We start from the raw sequence: 21,415 nt of genomic DNA on the forward strand, positions 1-21,415 counted from the left end.
CTTCCGCTGCCCGTTCCCGTTCGTTTCGCATCGACAAGAGAATTCCATGAACGACCTGTCACGCCCCCCTGAAGCCGTTTCCGCGTCGCGCCTCGCCGCGTTCGTCGAGCGCTGTGCCGGCACGATCATCCGCCGGCGCCGGCTGCTGATGCTGCTGTGCGTCGCGCTCACGCTCGCGCTCGGGCTGTCCGCGACGCGCCTGAAGCTCGATCCGGGCTTCAACAAGATGATCCCGATGCAGCACCCTTACATGCAGGTGTTCGAGCGCTACGCGGGCGCGTTCCCCGGCGCGAACACGATCCTCGTGAGCCTGCGCTGGAAGGGCGACGGCGACATCTACAACCAGACGTTCATGGACGCGCTGCGTCATGCGACCGACGACGTGTTCTTCATCCCCGGCGTGAACCGCTCGCGCGTGTTCTCGCTGTTCACGCCGAACGTCCACTACACCGAGGTGACCGAGGCCGGCTTTCGCGGCGACGTGGTCGTGCCGGGCCAGTTCTCGAGCGCGAACCCGGACGATCTCGGGAAGGTGCGCCGCAACGTCGCGCGTTCCGGGCAGATCGGCCGCCTCGTCGGCAACGACCTGAAATCGGCGCTGATCCGCGCGGAGCTGCGCGAGACCGACCCGACCACCGGCAAGCGGCTCGACTACAGCGCGGTCGCGCGCCAGCTGGAGCAGATCCGCGCGAAGTACGCGAAGCAGGGCATCGACGTGAACATCATCGGCTTCGCGAAGCTGGTCGGCGACGTCGAGAGCGGCATCGCCGGCGTGATCGCGTTTTTCGCGCTTGCGTTCCTCGTGACGGCCGCGTTGCTGTTCGCGTACACGCGTTCGTTGAAGACCACCGTGCTCGCGCTCGTCGTCGCGCTGCTGCCGGTGGTGTGGCTGCTCGGCGCGCTACCGCTGCTCGGGCTCGGCATCGACCCGATGTCGATCCTCGTGCCGTTCCTGATCTTCTCGATCGGCGTGTCGCACGCGGTGCAGATGACCAATGCATGGAAGCAGGCGCTCGTGCGCGGCGCGTCGTCGGTCGACGCCGCGCGCGACGCGTTCCGCAAGCTGTTCGTGCCGGGCACCGTCGCGCTGCTCACCAACGCGCTCGGGTTCATGGTGATCATGCGCATCAGGATCGACATCGTGCGCGAGCTCGGCATCACCGCGTGCCTCGGCGTGCTGCTGATGATCGTGACGAACAAGGTGTTCCTGCCGATCCTGCTGTCGTACACGCGGCTCGAGCGCGGCACGCTCGCGCGCGCGCAGCGCGCGGCGGCGGCCGGCGGCAGCGGCAAGTGGTCGCGCTTCGCGGTCTTCGCGCGGCCGGCGCCGGCACTCGGCGTGTTCGCGGTGGCGCTGGCGCTGCTCGCGTACGGCACGCTCGAATCGCGCAAGCTGGAGATCGGCGACATCGGTACCGGCGCGCCGGAGCTGCGCGCGAATTCGCGCTACAACATTGACAACGCGGCGATCACGCATCAGTACAACATCGGCGTGGACGTGCTGTCGGTGATCGTCGAGACGACCGGCTTCGACGACGCCTGCCTGCATTACCCGGTCATGAGCGCGATCGAGAAGTTCGAGATGAACATGCGCGGCGTGGCCGGCGTGCAGTCGGTCACGAGCGTCGCGTCGCAGGGCAAGGTGTTCATCGCCGCGTTCAACGAGGGCAATCCGCGCTGGGCCGCGCTGCCGCGCTCCAGCGACGGGCTCACGCAGGGCTCCAACGCGTTCGACCCCGACAACGGGATGAACACCGCGAACTGCAAGGCGATCCAGGTGCTGATCTACACGCAGAACCACGAAGGCACGACCATCGCGCACATCGTCGACGAGATCAAGCGCTTCGCGGCCGAGAACCCGACGCCGAACGTCGCGTTCCGGCTCGCGGGCGGCAACGTCGGCGTGATGGCCGCGACCAACGAGGCCGTCGGCGACGCGGAGATCGCGATGCTGCTGTCGATCTTCGGCGCGATCGCGCTGCTCTGCGCGGTGACGTTCCGCTCGTGGCGCGCGGTGCTGTGCATCGTCGTGCCGCTCACGCTCGTGTCGATCCTGTGCAACGCGGTGATGGCGCGGCTCGGCATCGGGCTGAAGGTCGCGACGCTGCCGGTGATCACGCTCGGCGTGGGCGTGGGCGTCGATTACGGGATCTACCTGTACGAGCGCCTGCAGCACGACCTGCGCCACGGCGCGACGCTGCCCGACGCTTTTGCGGACGCGATGCGCCAGCGCGGCACGGCGGCGCTGTTCACGGCGGTCACGATGTTCATCGGCGTCGGCACGTGGGCGTTCTCCGCGCTGAAGTTCCAGGTCGACATGGGTGTGCTGCTCGCGTTCATGTTCCTCGTGAACCTGTTCGGCGCGGTGTTCCTGCTGCCCGCGCTCGCCGCATGGCTCGGCGTCGAGCGTGCCGAGCGCCGCGTGGCGCACCGGCAGCAGTCGGTGCCGGCCGTGCCGGCCCAGGCGCCGCTGAAGCCGTCGCCCGCGCTCGAACCCGGCGATCCGGTGCGCTGAACGGCATCCCCATTTCCCCCACGCGCGGCCGGCCGCCGCGCGCTCTCCACAAGAGGAGTCAATCCACATGTCCGCACGCCCCTACAAGATCGAAGCCCAGCCGCTCACGCAGCGCTATGCGCGCGGCTGGCACTGCCTTGGGCTCGCCCGCGATTTCAAGGACGGCAAGCCACACACGCTGAATGCGTTCGGCCGCAAGCTCGCCGCGTTCGCCGATTCGACCGGCAAGGTCAACGTCGTCGACGCGTACTGCCCGCACATGGGCGCCGACCTGAGCCTCGGCACGGTGCAGGGCGACCACCTCGTATGCCCGTTCCACGGCTGGGAATGGAACGGAGACGGCCAGTGCGCATCGATCCCGTACTGCAAGCGGATTCCGCCGAAAGCGCGCATCGGCACGTGGCCGACCTGCGAGGAAAACAACCTGCTGTTCGTGTGGAACGACCCGGAAGGCAATGCGCCGCCGCCCGAGGTCGCGATTCCGCGCCTCGACGTGTGCTTCTCCGACGAATGGTCGGACTGGGTCGTCGACACGATGGTGATCCAGGCCAATTGCCGCGAACTGGTCGACAACATCTCGGACGTCGCGCACTTCGCGACCGTGCACCGCGCGCCGATCGACTATTTCGCGAACCTGTTCGAAGATCACAAGGCGACGCAGCTGATGGTCGGCCGCAGCGAGAAGCTCGGCGGCGACGCGCTGACCGCGCTGTCCACGTACTTCGGGCCGGCCGTGCACATCACGCAGATGACGGGGCAGAGCGGCGGCCAGCCGATCCATTCGGTGCTGCTGAACTGCCACGTGCCGATCGACATGAACAGCTTCGAGCTGCGCTACGGCGTAATCGTGAAGAAGGTGGCCGGGCTGACCGACGCGCAGAACATGGAGATCGCGAACGCGTACGTGAAGGAAGCGCAGCGCGCGTTCTACGAGGACGTCGACATCTGGCACAGCAAGACGCGGATCGACAACCCGCTGCTCTGCGAAGGCGACGGGCCGCTGTACCAGATGCGCGACTGGTATTCGCAGTTCTATCTGGACGTGGCGGACGTGCGGCCGACGAGCGTCGCGCGCAAGGCGTTCGAGATGCGGATCCGCGAAGGCGATGCGCCGCCGCCGCTGCACCACGTGTTCGAACCGCAGTAACAACCGACGGGCCGGCCGAAAAAGGGGGCGCATCGAAATGCGTGCCGTCGGCCGGCAACCCACGCCGCGCAAGGCGCACGGGGCGGGCGCGCTTGTGCGTCGCATCAAAATGACTTGACGAAACGGCCACTACCGCGTAGTGTCCATGACCGAAGTGTCCAAGAAGTTCGATTGCTCATCATTGGCCGCACTCCGTGCGGCGGTCGTTGGTCTCTCCCTCTTTAGATTCTTTCTGTGCCCGTTGCGGGCGCATGTTCAATTATTCGTCATTTGTATTAAGGAAGTATTTGTGGATACCGGTACCGTCAAGTGGTTCAACGAAACCAAGGGCTTTGGTTTCATTTCCCCGGACAACGGCGGCGACGATCTGTTCGCCCATTTCTCTGAAATTCGCGGCACGGGCTTCAAGACCCTGGCCGAAGGCCAGAAGGTCAGCTTCGAAGTGAAGCGCGGCCCGAAGGGTCTGCAAGCGTCGAACATCACGCCGCAGTAAGCCGCATCGGCAGCGGCCGCCACGCGGTGGCTGTTGCCGGACGGATTGGCGCGCAGGGCGCCGCTTCGGCGGCAGCCGGCGCGTTTCCGATGCGCACGACCGATGCATCGCGACATCCACGATGCATCGGTCGTGACGCCTCCCTCATCGCATGCGTGATCCGCGTGCGACGCAACGCCTTCGCGAAGCGCCTGCCGTTTCGCGAGCGCATCACCGCTTCAAGCATCAACCCGAGCAGACCGTCGCCATGCCGTAGCAGCCGGCGCGGTCCCGACTTGCGCGGCGCTCATCGCGCCGCCGCCACTGACCGCCCGAACGCCGCAACGCGCCGGGTTCCGATCGCAAGACAGGCCCTGGGCCCGTCTGAACGAACCGATCCCCGGCAGCCTGCCGGCCGTCGTCCCGTTGCGGGTACGGCGCCGGACAGAACGCCGCGGCTGCGGTCAATTACCTTGTCTGGAGGAATTGGTTTGGCAAAAGAAGAACTGCTGGAACTGGACGGAATCGTCGACGAAGTGCTGCCGGACAGCAAATACCGTGTGACGCTGGAAAACGGCGTCGTGGTCGGCGCGTACGCGTCGGGCCGCATGCGCAAGAACCACATCCGCATTCTCGCGGGCGACCGCGTGACGCTGGAACTGTCGATGTACGACCTGACCAAGGGCCGCATCAACTTCCGTCACAAGGACGCGAATTCGACGCGTCCGCCGCGCAGCGGCCAGCCGCGCCGTTAAGCGGCATCGATCGGGCGCGTTCACCGCACCGATCGACTCCCATCCGGCCACGCGGCCGGACGCACCGGATGGACGGCACGCGTCGTGCCGTTCGTCGGTCGCCGGCGGCGGCGTCATGCCGCGGCGGCCAACACCTTCTTCTCCGGTCGTCTTGCGTGTTCCACGCTCGAGCGGCCGCGTCCCGCGGCAAATCCTCGAAGATCATCGCGAAGTAGGGCGGACATTGCCTGCATCGGGCCATGCCCGTAATTCGGCCTCGTCACGCGCCGCGCGTTCGGATGCCGCGCGACGAACGTCGCCTGCATCGGCGCTTCGTCGAGCCCCGCATCTTCGGCACCGACGAACTTGAAACCGCATCGGCAGACAGCCGAACGCGCGCGCCGCAACACGGTTCGCGTGCGGCTTTACGTGCGGGTCGGCGCGGTCGTACACTCGTCGGCAATTCGCGGCCCGCGCCGCGGCTTTCGATTCCTTCAGTGGCTTTCAGCGGGCCAACGACCGTGCCAGCAGGACTTTCGTCGCGCGACGCCAGGAGGCGCCATGAGTGCAGACGCAGCCCCCGCATCCCCGTCGGTTCAGGACCGCATCCGGCACGTGTTCGTGCTGATGCTCGAGAACCGCTCGTTCGATCACCTGTTCGCGCTGTCGGGCTATCCCGACATCGTTGCCGCATCGCCGGGCAACAGCAATGCGTACGGCGGTGCGGTCTACCCGTTCGGCGGCGGCGCGCCCGACCGGATGCCGACCGACCCGTGTCACGAATTCACCGACGTGCTCGAGCAGCTTTGCGGCGCGGGCGTGCCGTTCGTGAAAGGGCAGCCGTATCCGCCGGTCCGCAATACCGGGTTCGTGTCGAACTATGCGACGTCGCATTCCGAAGGTGCGCCGCCGCAGCCGGCCGATGCGGGCAAGATCATGCAGGGCGTCGACATCGCGACGCAGGCGCCTGCGCTGCACATGCTGGCGAACGCATTCGTGTTGTGCGACGCATGGCATGCGTCGGTGCCGGGGCCGACCTGGCCGAACCGCTTCTTCCTGCATGGTGCGTCGTCGGCCGGGCTCGACCATTCGCCGACCCGGGAAGAAATGGCCGGGTGGGACGTGTTCGGCGGCTTTCCCTATCCGAAGGGTTCGATCTTCGCCGCGCTCGGCGACGACAACTGGCGCATCTACCAGGACCAGACGGGCGACCCGCTCGGGCACGTGCCGCAGGTCGCGTCGCTGAAGGGCATCAGCTTCTTCGACATCGACGACCTCGCGCATTTCGAGGCCGATCTCGCGGCCGGCTATACCGCGCGCTATACGTTCATCGAACCCGGCTACGGCGACATCGTGCACGGCACCTACCGGAACGGCAGTTCGCAGCACCCGATGGATGGCCTCACCGGTGGCGAGCAGCTCGCCGCGCGCGTGTACGACGCGATCCGCAATTCGCCGGTGTGGAACAGCAGCCTGCTCGTGATCTGCTACGACGAGCATGGCGGCTTCTACGATTCGGTCAGGCCGGGCGCCGCGCCGCCGCCGAACGACGGCGCGGCGGCGACGTTGAACGCGAGCGGCTTCGGGTTCGACGTGTACGGCGTGCGGGTGCCGGCGATCGTGATTTCGCCGTGGGTCGCGGCCGGGCAGGTCGACCATACGCCGTACGACCATGCGTCGGTCGCCGCGACGCTCGAGCGGCTGTTCGGCCTCGCGCCGCTGACCGACCGAGATCGTCTCGCAAACGACCTGCTGGCGCTCGTCACGACGACGTGCCGCACCGACTGCCCGCAAAGGATCGGATCATGAGCACGACACCGGCCCCCGACCCGCGCGATGCGCTGCCCGTGCGCGATGGCACGAGCCTGGTCGCGTTTCTGCACATCCTGAAGAAAGCGCATGCGGCGCTGGTCGGCCATGACAAGGCTCACCAGCGCTTCACGGAGATCGTCACGCGCGGTCAGGCGCGGCAATACATCGAGGAGCTGATGCCGTCGCTGCTGCAGGCGCGTGCGGAACATCGGCGACGCCGGCATGGCGGGAAGCATCGTTGATCGACGTGGCGGCGCGAGGTTGGGGCGTTTTGAACGCGGTGTCTTGGTGAGAGAGGCCGCGACGCGTCACGCGGCCTGCCGTGGGCGCAGCGCGCCGACCCCCGTCAAAAGAAAACGGGGCTTGCGCCCCGTTCACACCGCTTCGCTTTCGGACGAATGCGGGCAGCATTCGGTTACGCCGCAATCTCTCGCGCCCGCACCATCGTCAACGCCGCATCCTCGATCATGTCCTCCTGGCCGCCGACGAGCCGCTGCCGGCCCAGTTCGACGAGGATGTCGCGCGCGGGAATCCCGTACTTCGCTTCCGCGCGCTTCGCGAACAGCAGGAACGACGAGTAGACGCCCGCATAGCCGAGCGTCAGCGCGTCGCGATCGAGGCGGATCGGCGCATCCATGATCGGCACGACGAGATCCTCGGCGACGTCCGAGATCGCGAACACGTCGACGCCCGTCTCGATCCCCATCCGGTCGCACACCGCGACGAACACTTCCATCGGCGTGTTGCCCGCGCCGGCGCCGAGGCCGGCCGCGGCCGCGTCGATCCGGTTCGCGCCGGCGGCGACCGCCGCGACCGAGTTCGCGACGCCCATCGCGAGGTTGTGGTGGCCGTGGAAGCCGAGTTCCGTCTCCGGCTTCAGCGCGTCGCGTACCCGGGCGATCCGCGCGGTCACGTCGTCGGGCAGCATGTGGCCGGCCGAATCGGTGATGTAGATGCAGTTCGCGCCGTACGATTCCATCAGCTTCGCCTGCACGACGAGCTGCTCGGGCGACGACATGTGCGCCATCATCAGGAAGCCGACCGTATCGAGCCCGAGCGTGCGCGCAAGGCCGATGTGCTGCTCCGACACGTCGGCCTCGGTGCAGTGCGTCGCGACGCGGATCGTGCCGACGCCGAGTTCGTGCGCCATGCGCAGGTGCTCGACGGTGCCGATGCCCGGCAGCAGCAGCGCCGACACCTTCGCCTGCTTCAGCTCCGGAATCACGGCGCTCAGGTACGCCTCGTCGGTATGCGCGGGAAACCCGTAGTTGACCGATGCGCCGCCGAGCCCGTCGCCGTGCGTGACCTCGATCAGCGGCACGCCGGCCGCGTCGAGCCCGCGCGCGATGTCGCGCATCTGGTCGAGCGTGATCTGGTGGCGCTTCGGGTGCATGCCGTCGCGCAGCGACATGTCGTGGACGGTGATCTTCTTGCCTGCAAGTGACATCGTGTGACTCCTCGACTCAAGCGGTGGCGGCCGTCGCGGCCAGCATCTGTTCGGCGAAACGCTCGGCCGTGGCGGCCGCGGCGGCGGTCATGATGTCGAGGTTGCCCGCGTACTTCGGCAGGTAGTCGCCGAGCCCCTCGACTTCCATGAAGACCGACACGCGATTGCCGTCGAACACCGGGCCGTTCTTCAGCGTGTAGCCGGGCACGTAGCGCTGCACCTCTTTCACCATCGCATGGACGGAGGCCGTGATCGCGTCGACGTCGGGCGGCCCGTCGGTCAGGCAGTGGATCGTGTCGCGCATGATCAGCGGCGGCTCGGCCGGGTTGATCACGATGATCGCCTTGCCCTTGCGCGCGCCGCCGACCTGTTCGATCGCGCCGGACGTCGTGCGCGTGAATTCGTCGATGTTCTTGCGCGTGCCGGGGCCGACCGAGCGCGACGAGACCGTCGCGACGATCTCGCCGTACGCGACCGGCTGCACGCGCGACACCGCGTACACCATCGGGATCGTCGCCTGGCCGCCGCACGTGACCATGTTCACGTTCGCCTGCGCGCTGTCGAGATGCGCGTCGAGGTTCACCGGCGGCACGCAGTACGGCCCGATCGCGGCGGGCGTCAGGTCGATCATTTTCACGCCGAGCGCGGTGAGCTTGTCGGAGTTGTCGCGGTGCACGTACGCCGACGTCGCGTCGAACGCGATGCGGATGTCGTCCGCGGCCACGTGCGGCAGCAGCCCGTCGACCCCGTCGGCGGTGGTCTTCAGGCCGAACTCGCGCGCACGTGCGAGGCCGTCGGACGCCGGATCGACGCCGACCATCCACACGGGTTCGAGCACCGGCGAGCGGCGCAGCTTGTACAGCAGGTCGGTGCCGATGTTGCCGGGCCCGATCAGTGCGCATTGGATTTTCTTCATCAGGAGTCTTCCTTTAGATAAAGCGGACGTCGCAACCGCCGATGCCGGAGATGTGCATCGACAGTGCGTCGCCGGCCGTGACCGGAATCAGTTTCGCGAGCGAGCCGGACAGCACGATTTCGCCGGCAAGCAGCGGGACGTCGTACTCGGCGAGCGTGTTCGCGAGCCACGCGACCGCGTCGGCGGGATGGCCGAGCGCCGCATCGCCGCGCCCGTGCGCGACCTGCTCGCCGTTCTTCTCGATCGTCATCTCGCACGCGGCGAGATCGAGCGAGCGCGGATCGACGCGCGCGTCGCCGAGCACGTACACGCCGCACGACGCGTTGTCGGCGACGGTGTCCTCGATGCGGATCGCCCAGTCGCGGATGCGCGAGTCGACGATTTCGAAGCAGGGGGCGACGGCGGCCGTCGCGGCGATCACGTCGGTGCGGTCGATGCCGGGGCCGCGCAGGTCGCGCGCGAGGATGAACGCGATCTCGCCCTCGGCGCGCGGCGCGATCAGCGAATCGGCGGCAATCGCTTCGCCGGCCGCGTAGTGCATGCCGGACAGCAGGATGCCGAAATCGGGCTGGCGCACGTTCAGCATGTCCTGCACGGCCTGGCTCGTCACGCCGATCTTCTTGCCGACCACCGCTTCGCCGTGTTCGACGCGGCGTTCGATGAAGCGCTGCTGGATGCGGTACGCATCGTCGAGCGACAGGCGGCGCGGGCGGCTCGACAGCGGCGCGACCGGCGCGCGCGCGTGCCACGCGTCGTACAGCTCGTCGCCGAGCGTCGTATGCAGGCGGGAAGACATGAAAGGGCCCTCGAATCTCGAATGGAAAAGCCGCCGTCGCGGCGGCGTCGTGCGCCGGAGCGGGGCTCCGGCGCGTGCGGCGCATGACGCGCGATCAGGTCGCGCCCACCGGTTGCTTAGTTACCCGAACTGCGGATCGCGTCCGGCGAGAAGTACGCCTCGTTGAACTGCGGGCTGTTGTCGAGCTTCGGCATCGGGCCTTCGTTCGTCAGGCGGTCGGCCATGTACGCACCGGAGATCAGGTCGTGATAGAACACCACGCCCGGGTAGAACACCTTCGCGTCGTACGCATACAGCGTCGTCGCGACGTTGGTGCGCCACAGCTGGCCGCGCGCATCGTAGTTGTCGGCCAGCAGCGTCATCCACGAATCCTCGTCGATGTACAGCACGCGCTTCGCATACTGGTGACGGTAATTGCTCTTCAGCGTCGCCTGCAGCACCCACACGCGATGCAGCTCGTAGCGGATGTACGCCGGATTCTCGTGGCCCTTGGTCAGCAGGTCCGCGTACTTCACCGAGCTGTCCATCGCCTTGTAGTTGTCGTACGGCACGTAGACTTCGCGCTTGCCGACGATCTTCCAGTCGTAGCGGTCGCCGGGGCCGTTGTACAGGCGGTCGTCGTCGACGGTTCGGAAGCCGCCCGGGCCCTGCGGCTGGTCGTAGCCGTACTCGGGCGCCTGGCGCACGCGCCGCGTGCCGGGGTTGTACATCCACGTGCGCGACGAGTTGTCCGCGCCGGCCTTGTCCCAGTTCGTGAAGCCGACGATCAGCGAGCCGCGGTCGGACAGCGGCAGCTCCGTCGCGTTGCGGTAGTACGTGCGGTTGTTCAGGTCGCTCTTCACGTCGAACTTGCCGGCGTTGCGCGGCGAGTAGATGTCGTAGCGCACCTTGCCCCACGCGATGTTGCCGTCCGAGTACACGACGGCCTGGTCGTAGGTCGCCTGCTCGGCGCCGATCGCCGACGAGAAGCGCTGGTTCCACAGCAGCTCGGCGGCCGTCTTCGGGATCGGGTAGGGCACCGTCGGCGGCGCGTTCGTGATGCCGTTCGCGTCGGACGTCATCGTCGAATCCGGCGCGTACGTGCGGATGTCCTTGTAGACGGAATCCGCGTAGCGGAAGTCGCGATGGCTCGGGTAGACGTTGATCTTGAACGTGGCCGGGTAGCGCTTGAACATCGCCTTCTGGCCGTCGGTCAGGTGCTCGGCGTACTGCGCCATGTTCTCCGCGGTGATCGTCGCGACCGGCTTCTCGTTCGCGAACGGATCGGGGTAGCGGCTGCCGCGCTTGTACTGCACGTCCGGCGGCGTGCCGAGCCACTTGCCCGACCATTCGGGCACGCCGCTGTCCTTGCTCGCGGCGCGCACGGCGCCCATCGGCGTCAGCGGGCCGTCGAGCGCCTTGAGGTCGTCCGGCGTGACCTTCGGGAACGACGCCGTCGCGGCGAGCGCGCACGCGGCCATCACCGACGCGCGCAGGAGGGGGAGATGAATGCGTTTCATGACAATCCTCATCTTGCTGGGTGACGAGCGGCCGGGCCGCTCAGAAGTGGTAGGTCGCCGTGGCCAGCACGTAGTCGCGATCCGCGAGCGGGCGCGTGGCCGGGTTCGGCGAGCCGAGGAACTTCGCGTAGACGAGCGACAGCTGCAGGTTGCTCAGGCGTGTGAACGTCACGCCGGCCGTCACGCGGTGGTCGCCCTGTCCGGTCAGCGAGCCGAGTGCGCCGGCGAGCGGCGACGTGCCCGTCAGGTCGTGCGTGTAGGTCAGCGGCACGTCGAGATCCCAGCCGTTGAACACGTTCTTGTAGCTGAGCGTCCACGCGATCTCCATCGCCAGCGCGTTGCGCGAATTCGCGAGCGTGGTCGAGCCGTCGAGTTCCGAGATGCTGCCGGCGTGTACGTACGTGAGTTCGCCGATCAGCGACTGCGAGTTCGCGAGGAAGCTCGGCCCGATCGAGTAGATGCCCGACAGGTTGGTCTGCAGCACGTTCGCGCGGGTCGACTGCGGGCCCGTCGCCGTATTGACGAGCACGGCCGCGCCCTGGCGGTACGACACTTCGCCGGCGACGTTCACGGGGCCGACCTGCGTCGAGAAGCTCGCGCCGGTCAGCTTGATGTTGCTGAAGTAGGTCTGCTGGTACTGGAGCGTCGGGAAGTACGTCGTGACGACGCTCGGGTTCATGTCGTTGTAGTGCAGGTGATACAGGCCGAGCTCGGTATCGCCGAGCACGCGAAAGCGTGCGCCGATCCCCCACTGGTTGCGCGCGCTCGGCTTGTCGTCGGGGCCGCGCGGAATGATCATCCCGCCCGGTCCGATGATGAACTGCGCGCCGGGGCCCGTGACGTCGGAATAGCTCCAGTACGTGCCGGGCGCGGTCAGCCGGTTCTGCTGGAACGAGAACTGGTAGTAGCCGAGCAGGCTGAAGTTCGGCGTGATCTGCCACTGCGTCGAGATCTGCGGCACCGGCAGCAGGATGTCCTTCACCTCGGCGCCCGCCATGTACGACTTGGTCGCGTCGGACGGCCCCTGTGCGCCCGCGATGTTCGGGAAGAACAGGCTTTCGCCCCACGCGACCACCTGGTCGCCCACCTTCACGTTCAGGCTCGTCGAACCGATTTTGAACGTGTTGTACGCATACGCGGCGAGCAGCGTCGTGTGGCCGCCCGACCAGTAGCGCGCGTCGCTCGTGAAGTTGTTGTACTGGCCCGACTGGTTCACGGTGCCCGGCGCGTCGTTGTAGTTCGGGCGGCGATACGCCTGGTCGTAGAACGTATCCGCGCGCACGAACACGCCCCAGTCATCGTGCTTCAGGTTCACTTCGCCGAGCAGGCTGACCTGGTTCTCGATCAGCTTGTTCTTCGCGAAGTTGCGGTCGCCGTCGTCGCCGTTGATGTTCGCCGGCGTGAGGAGATTGCCGCTCGGCGCGCGGGTGCGCATGCCGAGGCCGTAACTGAGCGTGAACGTATAGTCCAGCGTCGTGTCGGCGCCCAGCTCGATCGTGCTGCCGGCGTGCGCGGCGGGAACGGCGCACGTCAGCAGCGCGGCGGCCAGCGTCGACAGCGTGGCGGGGGCCCGCTTGTCGGTACGGCGCGAAATCCGTTGATGCATGGTGTCTCCTCTTGGGGTATCGACGACGGTCGACTGTGTGTGTTGTCGTGAGAGGCAGAGTAGGGAGATCGCGGTAGCAGGGAATCGTCAAAATGAACTAGATGACTTCCCTAGGACTCGCAACGATGCGTGCGCGGCGCTTGCCGTGCGCGCATCGGCGTGTATCAACGCGCAGCCGCCTGCGCCGCCGACAGGAACGCGGGCCGCTCGCCGCCGCCGTCGAGCCGCAGGTTCGCGCCGGACGTGTACGACGCTTCCGGCGACGCGAGGAACAGGCACGCGGACGCGACGTCGTCGGGCGACGCGAGCCGTCCGGCGGGAATCGTCGCGCGGATCGCGTCGAGCGCGTCGTCGTCGCCGTAGTGGCCTTCGGTGGCCGATTCGGTCTGCACGAGGCTCGGGCTGATCGCGCACACGCGCACGCGCGGCGCCCACTCGACTGCGAGCGACGTGACCGCATTGACGAGGCCCGCTTTCGCGGCGCCGTACGCGGCCGTGCCGGGCGACGGCCGCGACGCGCTCACGCTCGCGATGAACAGCATCACGCCGCCCGCGGGCTGCGGCTGCATGATCGCGTTCACGCGCTGCGCGAGCTGCAGCGGCGCGATCAGGTTCAGCCGCACGATCGATTCGGTGAAGCGCGGCGACGCATCGGCCGCGAGCGCGAACGGCGAGCCGCCCGCGTTGTTGACGAGCACGTCGAGGCCGCCTGCCGCGTCGCGGATCGTCGCGAGCATCGCATCGACCTGTTCGATGTCGCGCAGGTCGGCCGCGACGCAGGCCGCCGTGCGGCCGCCGGCCGACGGCGGCGTGTCGGGCGCGCTGCGTCCGCACACGAACACGCGCGCGCCTGCCGCGAGAAACCGCTCGGCGATGCGCCGCCCGATGCCCTTGGTGCCGCCCGTCACGAGCACCGTCTTGCCGCTGTAGTCGAATCCGTTCATCGTTGCCTCCGTTTCGGTGGGCCGATGATAGGAAGAAGCGCGCGCGGCTTCGTAGTCTGAAAGGATGATGCCGGCCGGCGCCTGCGGCGCAATCATCATGGCAGGCATCCATCGAACGACGAAGGAGACAACCCGCGATGACGATCCCCACGACGCCGCCTGTCGGCATCTTCACCGACGTGCCGGGCGGCCTGCGCCTGCACCATTACGAGGCGGGCGACGGCCGGCCCGTGGTGTTCATCCACGGCAGCGGCCCGGGCGCGAGCGGTTTCAGCAATTTCAAGCACAACGTCCCGGCTTTCGCGGCGGCCGGCCATCGCGCGATCGTCGTCGACCTGCCGGGTTACGGGCAGTCGTCGAAACCGTCCGATGTCGCGTATACGCTCGATTTCTTCGTCGGCGCGCTGCATGCGCAGCTGAACGCGCTTGGAATCGGGCCGGCCGTGCTGCTGGGCAACTCGCTCGGCGGCGCGATCGCGCTCAAGTACGCGCTCGACTACCCGGACGAAGTCGACGGGCTGATCATGATGGCGCCGGGCGGCGTCGAGGATCGCGACACCTACTTCCGGATGGAAGGCATCCAGCGGATGGTGCAGTTGTTCACCCATCGCCAGATGAACGACGACACGATGCGCGAACTCCTGACGCTGCTCGTGCACGACCCGGCGATCGTCACCGACGCGCTGGTCGCCGAGCGGATGAAGGTGTGCGTCGAGCAGCCGACCGAAGTGCTGTCGACGATGAGAGTGCCGAACCTGACCGGTGCGCTCGGCGACCTGCGCTGCCCGGTGCTCGGCTTCTGGGGCACGGACGACCGCTTCAATCCGGTCGGCGGCGCGCTGACCTTCCTCGAACGCTGCCGCGACGCGCGCTTCGTGCTGTTGAACCGGTGCGGCCACTGGGTGATGGTGGAACACGCCGCCTATTTCAATCGGGAATGCCTCGATTTTCTTTCGGCGCGCAATGCGCGATAACGCCGGATGCGTTGGCAGGCTGGCCCCGACGCGGGCGGCCCGTCCGAACAAAACCATGGAGACGACATGAAGCTCATCGAAGACCTGTTCGACCTGCGCGGCAAGGTAGCCGCGATCACCGGCGGCGCGCGCGGCATCGGCGCCGAGACGGCGCGCACGCTGGCCGCCGCCGGCGCGAGCGTCGCGATTCTCGACGTGCTGTCGCAACCGGCCGAGGCGCTGGTCGACGAAATCCGCGCGCAGGGCGGCCAGGCCGCATTCTGGTCGCTCGACGTCACGCACGAGGCCGACGTCACGCGCGTGTTCGGCGAGATCGTCGCGCGCTTCGGGCGCCTCGACGTGCTCGTGAACAACGCGGGCATCGAAGGTCACAACGTGCCGACGCACGAGCTCACGCTCGCGCAGTGGCAGCGCGTGCAGGACGTGAACGTCAACGGCGTGTTCCTGTGCACGCGCGCGGCGATTCCGCATATCGATGCGGCCGGCGGCGGGTCGATCGTGAACCTGTCGTCGATGTACGGGATCGTCGGCGGCGCCGACGTGCCCGCGTATCACGCGTCGAAGGCCGCGGTGCGGATGATGGCGAAGGTCGACGCGATGCTGTACGCGGCGAAGAACATCCGCGCGAACTCGGTGCATCCGGGCTATATCCGCACGCCGATGCTCGAGGACGCATTCCGCCAGATGGGGCAGGACCCGGATCGCGCATTCGAATACATGCAGACGCACGTGCCGATGGCGAAGATCGGCAGCCCGCGCGACATCGCGGCCGGCATCCTGTATCTCGTGTCGCCGGCAGGCCGCTACGTGACGGGTGCGGAGCTGGTGATCGACGGCGGGTTCACTGCGCGCTGACGCGGCGCGATGCACGTAACGAAACAGGAGACCGGCAGTTGAAAGCGCTCGTGGCAGTGAAGCGCGTGGTCGACGCGAACGTGAAGGTCGGCGTGAAATCCGACCGCACGGGCGTCGACATCGCGAACGTGAAGATGTCGATGAACCCGTTCGACGAGATCGCGGTGGAAGAGGCCGTGCGGCTGAAGGAAGCGGGTGTGGTGACCGAGGTGGTGGCCGTGTCGGTCGGTGTGGCGCAGGCGCAGGAAACGCTGCGCACGGCGCTCGCGATCGGCGCGGATCGCGCGATTCTCATCGAAGCGAATGACGGCGTCGAGCCGCTCGGTGTCGCGAAGGTGCTGAAGGCGCTGGTCGACAAGGAGCAGCCGCAACTGGTGATCGTCGGCAAGCAGGCGATCGACGACGATTCGAACCAGACGGGCCAGATGCTGGCGGCGCTGGCGGGTTTGCCGCAAGCAACGTTCGCGTCGAAGGTGACGGTGGCCGACGGCCGTGCAACGGTCGCACGCGAAGTCGACGGCGGCGCGGAAACGCTGTCGCTTCAACTTCCCGCGGTCATCACGACCGACCTGCGTCTGAACGAGCCGCGCTACGTGACGCTGCCGAACATCATGAAGGCGAAGAAGAAACCGCTCGAAACGGTGAAGCCGGGAGATCTGGGTGTGAACGTTGCGCCGCGCCTGAAGACGCTGAAAGTAGTCGAGCCGCCGAAGCGCGCGGCCGGCGTGAAGGTGCCGGACGTGCAGACGCTGGTCGGGAAGCTGAAGACCGAAGCCAAGGTGCTGTAACGGGGAACGCAACGAAATGACGATTCTGGTAATTGCCGAGCATGACAATGCATCGCTCAAGGCCGCGACGCTGAATGCGGTGGCGGCCGCACAGGCACTCCATGCCGCGGGCGCGGGCGACGTTCACGTGCTGGTCGCGGGCTACGACGCGCAAGCGGCTGCCGATGCGGCCGCGAAGATCGCGGGCGTGTCGAAGGTGCTGCTGGCCGATGCGCCGCAACTGGCCGACGGTCTTGCGGAGAACGTCGAAGCGACGGTAATGAATGTCGCGTGCAGCTACTCGCACATCCTCGCGCCGGCGACGGCCTATGGTAAGAACATCGCGCCGCGTATCGCCGCGAAGCTGGACGTCGCGCAGATCTCGGACATCACGGCAGTTGACAGTGCCGACACGTTCGAGCGTCCGATCTACGCGGGCAACGCGATCGCGACGGTGCAGTCGAGCGATCCGATCAAAGTCATCACGGTGCGTGCAACGGGCTTCGATCCGGTGGCATCGGAAGGCGGCAGCGCAGCGGTCGAGAAGATCGAAGCGGCGGCAGATGCAGGCAAGTCGCAGTTCGTGAGCCGCGAAGTGACGAAGCTGGACCGTCCGGAACTCACGAGCGCGAGCATCATCGTGTCGGGCGGCCGCGGGCTGGGCAGCGGCGAGAACTACACGAAGGTGCTGGAGCCGCTGGCGGACAAGCTGTCGGCCGCACTCGGCGCATCGCGCGCGGCAGTCGACGCCGGCTACGTGCCGAACGACTACCAGGTCGGCCAGACCGGCAAGATCGTCGCACCGCAGCTGTACATCGCGGTCGGCATCTCGGGTGCGATCCAGCATCTGGCCGGCATGAAGGATTCGAAGGTGATCGTCGCGATCAACAAGGATTCGGAAGCGCCGATCTTCAGCGTGGCCGACTACGGCGTCGTCGGCGACCTGTTCACACTGGTGCCGGAAACGGTCGCGGCGCTCTGACCGATGCCGCTGTTCGAATTCAACGGCATGCGGCCGCGCATCGATCCGTCCGCGTATGTCGACCCGAGCGCGGTCGTGATCGGCGACGTGACGATCGGCGCGCGCTGCTACATCGGTCCGCATGCGAGCCTGCGCGGCGACTTCGGCGCGATCGTCGTCGAGGAAGGCAGCAATGTGCAGGACGGCTGCGTGCTGCACGTCGGAATCGGCGACACGTGCCGGCTCGGCGTGAACAGCCACGTCGGCCATGGTGCGATCGTGCATGGCGCAACGCTCGAACCGGACACGATGATCGGGATGAATGCGGTCGTGATGGACGGCGCGACGATCGGCGCGACGACGATCGTCGCCGCGTGCGCGTTCGTGAAGGCCGGCTACGACGTGCCGCGCGGCGTGCTGCTCGCGGGCATGCCGGGGCGCGTCGTGCGGCGGCTGAGCGACGCGGAGATCGACGCGAAGGCGAACGGCACGCGGATCTATCAGCAGCTGGCGGCCGACTGCCTGCGCACGCTCAAGCGGATCGACGGGTGAGCGCGCATCCGGGCGGCCCAGGATGCGACGGATTGCCGGGCAGGTTGCCGTTGCCGTAAGATCGGCACTGGCTTTCCCACCGGCATCCGCGTTACATGAAAAAGCACGTCCGTTTGCGGTTCACAGTCATTGCGTCGGCTTTTGCCGTCTACAGCGTTTACATGCATATCCAGCAGATGATCAGTGGCTGCGTGTGGGTCAGGGGCCATCAGCGCTGCAGTTTCGAGAACAGCGCGAATTTCGAAGGCTGGATGGATCTCGACCTGATGATCGCCTGCTGCTGGGTGGCCGCCGCGGCGGTGGGCTGGATTTCCGTCGTGCAGGCCGCGAAGAAACCGGGCTGAAGTCCGACGCTTCGTTCACGCGAAACCGGTCGCTGTCAATCCGTGACAACGATCGTCCGTGCGGCATCGCCGCAATCGTCAGTGCCATACCCGGCCCTCGCGCCACAGGTGCAACCGGCCGGAGGCGCGGGTTCCGGTCCGCCGATGCGCCGGTCCGAGCCTGGCCTCGCCGTCCATCCGCCGCGATCGGCCGTCGTTGTGCTTTTATCTTTCGCGCCGGGATAATGATCCGGCGTCGCGCACGCTGCGCGAGGGGAGGCTCCCATGCAATTTCCGACAGGATCGGTGGTCGCGCTCAGTTCGGCCGCCGCGACGATGTTTTCGATGGGCATGCTGTTTCTCGGCTACTGGGGTTGGCACGAACCGCTGCCATGGCGATTCGGCGACTACGTCGTGATCCTGCCGGCGCTCGCCGGGTTCGCGTGCCTCGTCAGCGTGCCGTTTCTCGCCACTTCGCCGATGAAAACCCCCGACGACGAGACGCGGATGTTGGTCGCGCGACGCGTGTTTCTGTGCGGTGCGAGCGCGTTGTGGTGCGCGATCGTCGCGTCGCTGGTCGTGTGAGGTTCGTGCAGGAGTCGCATCAGCCGATGTCCGCCGGCGCGGTCTTGCGCGCTTGTGTCGAAACCTCTTCCAACCGCGTTTGACGGACCGTTTTCAAGTATTGATTCGGGCTACCCCGACGGCTTTGATTTCCCGATGCCGTGCACTAGATTCGAAGCATTCATGTGCAATCGCGCGCGAGGTGGAGCCATGACGCCGTGGGAGATTCAGGGCACCGAACTGATGAATTGCAATTGCTCATACGGTTGCCCGTGCCAGTTCAATGCGCTGCCGACCAACGGCTATTGCGCGGCGATGGGGGCGATTTCGATCGACAGCGGCCACTACGGCGACGTGGTGCTCGACGGTGTCAGGATCGCGGTCGTGTTCGCTTGGCCGGGGGCGGTGCACGAGGGCAGGGGCAAGTGCCAGCCGATCGTCGACGAGCGCGCGAGCCCGGCGCAGCGCGACGCGGTGCTGAAGATCATGACTGGTCAGGATACCGATCCTTTTGCGACGATGTTCGCGGTCTTCGCGTCGACGCTCGAGCAGGCGTTCGATCCGATCTTCGCGAAGATCGATTTCGACGTCGATGTCGATGCACGGCGCGGCCGGATTCATGTCGACGGCGTGTTCGACGTCGCGGGCGATCCCATCCTCAATCCGGTGACGGGGGACGAACATCGCGTACGGATCGACCTGCCGCACGGTTTCGAGTACGAGCTGGCCGAAATCGGTTCGGGCACGTCGCGCTCGCAAGGCAACATTCCGCTGACGCTCGACGGCACCTATGCGCAGTTCGCACGGCTGCACATGAACAATCATGGGTTGATCCGGCATCGCGCCGCGGCATGACTGCATTCGACCACGGGCGCTGGCGCGAGCGCGTCATCACGCTGCTCGGCATGGCGGCGCTCGTCGGTTTGTGCTGGTTCTACCTGTGGACGGGGGCGGGAACCGGCATGTCGGCGCTGGAGATGACGACCGTCGCGCTCTTTCCGCATCGCCTCGCGGACGCCATGGGCAGCATGGAGCCGACGCTCACGACCGTGATCGTGATGTGGTGGGTGATGATGATCGCGATGATGACGCCCAGTGCGGCGCCGCTCGTGATGCTGTACCGGCGCGTGCTGCGGCAGCGGGGCGCGGACGGCGCCGGTTCGGCGTTCACGTCGATGGCGCTGCTGGCCGGTTATCTGGTCGCGTGGCTCGCGTTCTCGATCGGCGCGGCGTTGCTCCAGGCGATGCTGCAGCCGGCCGGGCTGATCTCCGCGATGATGCTGTGGTCGAAGAGCGCCGTCCTGTCCGCGATCGTGCTGGCGCTGGCCGGTCTCTATCAGTTTTCGCCGCTCAAGCGCGCGTGCCTGCGGCAATGCCGGGCGCCGGCCGCGTTCCTGGTCGCGCACTGGCGTCCGGGCGTCGCCGGCAGTTTCCTGCTCGGCGCGCGGCACGGCATGGTTTGCGTGGGGTGCTGCTGGTTGCTGATGGCGCTGCTGTTCGTCGGCGGCGTGATGAACGTCGTCTGGATCGCCGCGCTGTCGTGCTTCGTGTTCGCGGAAAAGATCCTGCCCGGCGGCGAACGTATCGGGCAGGCGCTGGGCGTCGTGCTGATTGCGTGGGCCGGTGTGACGTTGATCGTGTGACGGGCGATCGTCCCTGCGGGGAACGCGGGGCCGGCCCGATGGGAGCGTGGCGACGAAAACCTGCTTGCAGCTCGCCGCCGTATGGTGCGCGATGGCCGTCGTTGCGCCGCCGGCGTTCGCGGGCGGCGACATGTCCGACATGAAGATGGGCGGCGCGGCGATGTCGGCGCCGGATTCGGCGCTGACCGATGCCGAGGTCCGGGAGATCGACGTCGGCCGCGGACGGGTGACGTTGAAGCACGGTGCCCTCGACAACGTCGGGATGCCGCCGATGACGATGGCGTTCAAGGTCGCCGACGCAGCCATGCTCCGGCCGCTTCATGTGGGTGACAAGGTCAGGGTCCGGGTGGAGAACGTCAACGGTACGCTCACGATCGTGAAGCTCGTGAAGGGGCCGTGACGAACCCGCGGGCACGCGCGCACGGGCTCGGCGTGCGGCGGCTGATGGCCGGTTGGGTTGGTATTGCGCCGGGTGATGCGTTCATCACGCAGGCGCCCCCGTGCCGAGATCCACGAAGACGTTGTTGGCGCGCGCCTCGTACAGCCGCTTGCCGAGGTTCTGACAGTCGTGTTCGTCGGGTTCCGGCAGGTCGCACGCCACCAGATAGACCCGCGGCAGATCGCCGGTGTTCAGCGTCGTGTGTGCGTCGCTGCCGCGCGGAAATCGCGTGAGGTTGCAGCGGCCGATCGCTTCGCCGGTTCCCGACAGGACAAAGACGCATTCCGCGTACGGGCGGCGGCGGCGCATCGTGGGGCATATCTGAATGACGGCGGTACAGGCCGGAAAGCACCGTTCGCCGCCGCGATGCTACGTAACGCAGCGGGCGCGTTACGCCCGCGTCACCCGGTACGCGACGCCCGGTCGAAGCTGCGAAGACGGCCGCGGAC

At 67.2% G+C, this 21,415-nt stretch carries 23 protein-coding genes; 16 read left to right on the forward strand and 7 right to left on the reverse strand.

Features of this window, described 5'->3' with window-relative positions:
* The first annotated feature begins 46 nt into the window (after positions 1-46).
* From HWX08_RS03575 to HWX08_RS03600, 6 genes are all read left to right on the forward strand, one after another.
* Complete coding sequence (locus HWX08_RS03575; protein WP_174919350.1) at positions 47-2,515, forward strand: efflux RND transporter permease subunit; 2,469 nt, start codon at positions 47-49, stop codon at positions 2,513-2,515.
* A gap of 67 nt (positions 2,516-2,582) precedes the next feature.
* Positions 2,583-3,662, forward strand: a complete 1,080-nt coding sequence (locus HWX08_RS03580; RefSeq protein ID WP_107312851.1) for a 3-ketosteroid-9-alpha-monooxygenase, oxygenase component — start codon at positions 2,583-2,585, stop codon at positions 3,660-3,662.
* A gap of 289 nt (positions 3,663-3,951) precedes the next feature.
* Positions 3,952-4,155, forward strand: coding sequence for a cold-shock protein (locus tag HWX08_RS34670; protein ID WP_006483056.1), 204 nt, complete (start codon positions 3,952-3,954; stop codon positions 4,153-4,155).
* 470 nt (positions 4,156-4,625) lie between these two features.
* On the forward strand, positions 4,626-4,889 hold the full coding sequence (infA, locus tag HWX08_RS03590) for a translation initiation factor IF-1 (protein WP_006751842.1): 264 nt from the start codon (positions 4,626-4,628) through the stop codon (positions 4,887-4,889).
* Between the two features lie 540 nt (positions 4,890-5,429).
* Positions 5,430-6,677 carry an alkaline phosphatase family protein gene (locus HWX08_RS03595; RefSeq protein WP_174919351.1) on the forward strand — a complete coding sequence of 416 codons (1,248 nt, stop codon included), beginning with the start codon at positions 5,430-5,432 and terminating at the stop codon, positions 6,675-6,677.
* Positions 6,674-6,922 (forward strand): hypothetical protein, encoded by a 249-nt coding sequence (locus HWX08_RS03600; protein ID WP_069260059.1) that lies wholly within the window; start codon positions 6,674-6,676, stop codon positions 6,920-6,922. Before HWX08_RS03595 ends, HWX08_RS03600 begins: the two co-directional genes overlap by 4 nt.
* 173 nt (positions 6,923-7,095) lie before the next feature.
* Here HWX08_RS03600 and dmpG read toward each other — a convergent pair whose 3' ends face one another.
* From dmpG to HWX08_RS03630, 6 genes are all read right to left on the reverse strand, one after another.
* On the reverse strand, positions 7,096-8,127 hold the full coding sequence (gene dmpG, locus HWX08_RS03605) for a 4-hydroxy-2-oxovalerate aldolase (RefSeq protein WP_174919352.1): 1,032 nt from the start codon (positions 8,125-8,127) through the stop codon (positions 7,096-7,098).
* Positions 8,128-8,143: 16 nt separating this feature from the next.
* Positions 8,144-9,043 carry an acetaldehyde dehydrogenase (acetylating) gene (locus HWX08_RS03610; protein WP_069260057.1) on the reverse strand — a complete coding sequence of 300 codons (900 nt, stop codon included), beginning with the start codon at positions 9,041-9,043 and terminating at the stop codon, positions 8,144-8,146.
* A gap of 13 nt (positions 9,044-9,056) precedes the next feature.
* Positions 9,057-9,839 carry a 2-oxopent-4-enoate hydratase gene (dmpE, locus tag HWX08_RS03615; protein ID WP_174919353.1) on the reverse strand — a complete coding sequence of 261 codons (783 nt, stop codon included), beginning with the start codon at positions 9,837-9,839 and terminating at the stop codon, positions 9,057-9,059.
* Between the two features lie 116 nt (positions 9,840-9,955).
* On the reverse strand, positions 9,956-11,338 hold the full coding sequence (locus HWX08_RS03620) for a DUF1329 domain-containing protein (protein ID WP_069260055.1): 1,383 nt from the start codon (positions 11,336-11,338) through the stop codon (positions 9,956-9,958).
* A gap of 40 nt (positions 11,339-11,378) precedes the next feature.
* On the reverse strand, positions 11,379-12,944 hold the full coding sequence (locus HWX08_RS03625; protein ID WP_174919354.1) for a DUF1302 domain-containing protein: 1,566 nt from the start codon (positions 12,942-12,944) through the stop codon (positions 11,379-11,381).
* A gap of 164 nt (positions 12,945-13,108) precedes the next feature.
* Positions 13,109-13,888, reverse strand: a complete 780-nt coding sequence (locus HWX08_RS03630) for an SDR family oxidoreductase (RefSeq protein ID WP_174919355.1) — start codon at positions 13,886-13,888, stop codon at positions 13,109-13,111.
* A gap of 137 nt (positions 13,889-14,025) precedes the next feature.
* Between HWX08_RS03630 and HWX08_RS03635 the strand changes: the two genes are divergently transcribed.
* The 10 genes from HWX08_RS03635 (at position 14,026) to HWX08_RS03680 (ending at position 20,927) form a co-directional block, all read left to right on the forward strand.
* The gene (locus HWX08_RS03635; protein ID WP_174919356.1) at positions 14,026-14,862 is read left to right on the forward strand and encodes an alpha/beta fold hydrolase; all 837 of its coding nucleotides are present in this window, start codon (positions 14,026-14,028) and stop codon (positions 14,860-14,862) included.
* A gap of 66 nt (positions 14,863-14,928) precedes the next feature.
* Positions 14,929-15,717, forward strand: coding sequence for an SDR family NAD(P)-dependent oxidoreductase (locus HWX08_RS03640; protein ID WP_069261149.1), 789 nt, complete (start codon positions 14,929-14,931; stop codon positions 15,715-15,717).
* A gap of 38 nt (positions 15,718-15,755) precedes the next feature.
* Positions 15,756-16,505 carry an electron transfer flavoprotein subunit beta/FixA family protein gene (locus HWX08_RS03645; RefSeq protein WP_174919357.1) on the forward strand — a complete coding sequence of 250 codons (750 nt, stop codon included), beginning with the start codon at positions 15,756-15,758 and terminating at the stop codon, positions 16,503-16,505.
* Between the two features lie 16 nt (positions 16,506-16,521).
* The gene (locus HWX08_RS03650; protein WP_174919358.1) at positions 16,522-17,466 is read left to right on the forward strand and encodes an electron transfer flavoprotein subunit alpha/FixB family protein; all 945 of its coding nucleotides are present in this window, start codon (positions 16,522-16,524) and stop codon (positions 17,464-17,466) included.
* A 3-nt stretch (positions 17,467-17,469) separates the two neighbouring features.
* Complete coding sequence (locus HWX08_RS03655; RefSeq protein WP_174919359.1) at positions 17,470-17,997, forward strand: acyltransferase; 528 nt, start codon at positions 17,470-17,472, stop codon at positions 17,995-17,997.
* Between the two features lie 95 nt (positions 17,998-18,092).
* Positions 18,093-18,341: a hypothetical protein gene (locus HWX08_RS03660; protein ID WP_174919360.1), complete on the forward strand. Its 249-nt coding sequence runs from the start codon at positions 18,093-18,095 to the stop codon at positions 18,339-18,341.
* Positions 18,342-18,605: 264 nt separating this feature from the next.
* A complete protein-coding gene (locus tag HWX08_RS03665; RefSeq protein WP_069260048.1) occupies positions 18,606-18,905 on the forward strand; it encodes a hypothetical protein in 300 nt (99 codons plus the stop codon).
* Between the two features lie 189 nt (positions 18,906-19,094).
* Positions 19,095-19,739, forward strand: a complete 645-nt coding sequence (locus HWX08_RS03670; RefSeq protein WP_174919493.1) for a DUF1326 domain-containing protein — start codon at positions 19,095-19,097, stop codon at positions 19,737-19,739.
* Positions 19,736-20,527 (forward strand): DUF2182 domain-containing protein, encoded by a 792-nt coding sequence (locus HWX08_RS03675; RefSeq protein ID WP_174919361.1) that lies wholly within the window; start codon positions 19,736-19,738, stop codon positions 20,525-20,527. The genes HWX08_RS03670 and HWX08_RS03675 overlap by 4 nt, the downstream gene beginning before the upstream one ends.
* A gap of 91 nt (positions 20,528-20,618) precedes the next feature.
* Positions 20,619-20,927, forward strand: a complete 309-nt coding sequence (locus HWX08_RS03680; protein ID WP_174919494.1) for a copper-binding protein — start codon at positions 20,619-20,621, stop codon at positions 20,925-20,927.
* 84 nt (positions 20,928-21,011) lie between these two features.
* Here the strand turns inward: HWX08_RS03680 and HWX08_RS03685 are convergent, their stop codons facing one another.
* Positions 21,012-21,275, reverse strand: a complete 264-nt coding sequence (locus tag HWX08_RS03685; protein ID WP_174919362.1) for a cupin domain-containing protein — start codon at positions 21,273-21,275, stop codon at positions 21,012-21,014.
* Between the last annotated feature and the right edge of the window lie 140 nt (positions 21,276-21,415).

It is taken from the genome of Burkholderia metallica, from assembly GCF_902832845.1.
Classification (GTDB): domain Bacteria; phylum Pseudomonadota; class Gammaproteobacteria; order Burkholderiales; family Burkholderiaceae; genus Burkholderia; species Burkholderia metallica.

Excerpts from the sequence above, each read along its gene's own strand:
- HWX08_RS03575 (WP_174919350.1), top strand. The coding sequence starts at position 47 with ATGAACGACCTGTCACGCCCCCCTGAAGCCGTTTCCGCGTCGCGCCTC.
- HWX08_RS03580 (WP_107312851.1), top strand. The coding sequence starts at position 2,583 with ATGTCCGCACGCCCCTACAAGATCGAAGCCCAGCCGCTCACGCAGCGC.
- HWX08_RS03595 (WP_174919351.1), top strand. The coding sequence starts at position 5,430 with ATGAGTGCAGACGCAGCCCCCGCATCCCCGTCGGTTCAGGACCGCATC.
- HWX08_RS03600 (WP_069260059.1), top strand. The coding sequence starts at position 6,674 with ATGAGCACGACACCGGCCCCCGACCCGCGCGATGCGCTGCCCGTGCGC.
- dmpG (WP_174919352.1), bottom strand. The coding sequence starts at position 8,127 with ATGTCACTTGCAGGCAAGAAGATCACCGTCCACGACATGTCGCTGCGC.
- HWX08_RS03610 (WP_069260057.1), bottom strand. The coding sequence starts at position 9,043 with ATGAAGAAAATCCAATGCGCACTGATCGGGCCCGGCAACATCGGCACC.
- dmpE (WP_174919353.1), bottom strand. The coding sequence starts at position 9,839 with ATGTCTTCCCGCCTGCATACGACGCTCGGCGACGAGCTGTACGACGCG.
- HWX08_RS03620 (WP_069260055.1), bottom strand. The coding sequence starts at position 11,338 with ATGAAACGCATTCATCTCCCCCTCCTGCGCGCGTCGGTGATGGCCGCG.
- HWX08_RS03625 (WP_174919354.1), bottom strand. The coding sequence starts at position 12,944 with ATGCATCAACGGATTTCGCGCCGTACCGACAAGCGGGCCCCCGCCACG.
- HWX08_RS03630 (WP_174919355.1), bottom strand. The coding sequence starts at position 13,888 with ATGAACGGATTCGACTACAGCGGCAAGACGGTGCTCGTGACGGGCGGC.
- HWX08_RS03635 (WP_174919356.1), top strand. The coding sequence starts at position 14,026 with ATGACGATCCCCACGACGCCGCCTGTCGGCATCTTCACCGACGTGCCG.
- HWX08_RS03640 (WP_069261149.1), top strand. The coding sequence starts at position 14,929 with ATGAAGCTCATCGAAGACCTGTTCGACCTGCGCGGCAAGGTAGCCGCG.
- HWX08_RS03650 (WP_174919358.1), top strand. The coding sequence starts at position 16,522 with ATGACGATTCTGGTAATTGCCGAGCATGACAATGCATCGCTCAAGGCC.
- HWX08_RS03655 (WP_174919359.1), top strand. The coding sequence starts at position 17,470 with ATGCCGCTGTTCGAATTCAACGGCATGCGGCCGCGCATCGATCCGTCC.
- HWX08_RS03660 (WP_174919360.1), top strand. The coding sequence starts at position 18,093 with ATGAAAAAGCACGTCCGTTTGCGGTTCACAGTCATTGCGTCGGCTTTT.
- HWX08_RS03665 (WP_069260048.1), top strand. The coding sequence starts at position 18,606 with ATGCAATTTCCGACAGGATCGGTGGTCGCGCTCAGTTCGGCCGCCGCG.
- HWX08_RS03670 (WP_174919493.1), top strand. The coding sequence starts at position 19,095 with ATGACGCCGTGGGAGATTCAGGGCACCGAACTGATGAATTGCAATTGC.
- HWX08_RS03675 (WP_174919361.1), top strand. The coding sequence starts at position 19,736 with ATGACTGCATTCGACCACGGGCGCTGGCGCGAGCGCGTCATCACGCTG.
- HWX08_RS03680 (WP_174919494.1), top strand. The coding sequence starts at position 20,619 with ATGGCCGTCGTTGCGCCGCCGGCGTTCGCGGGCGGCGACATGTCCGAC.
- HWX08_RS03685 (WP_174919362.1), bottom strand. The coding sequence starts at position 21,275 with ATGCGCCGCCGCCGCCCGTACGCGGAATGCGTCTTTGTCCTGTCGGGA.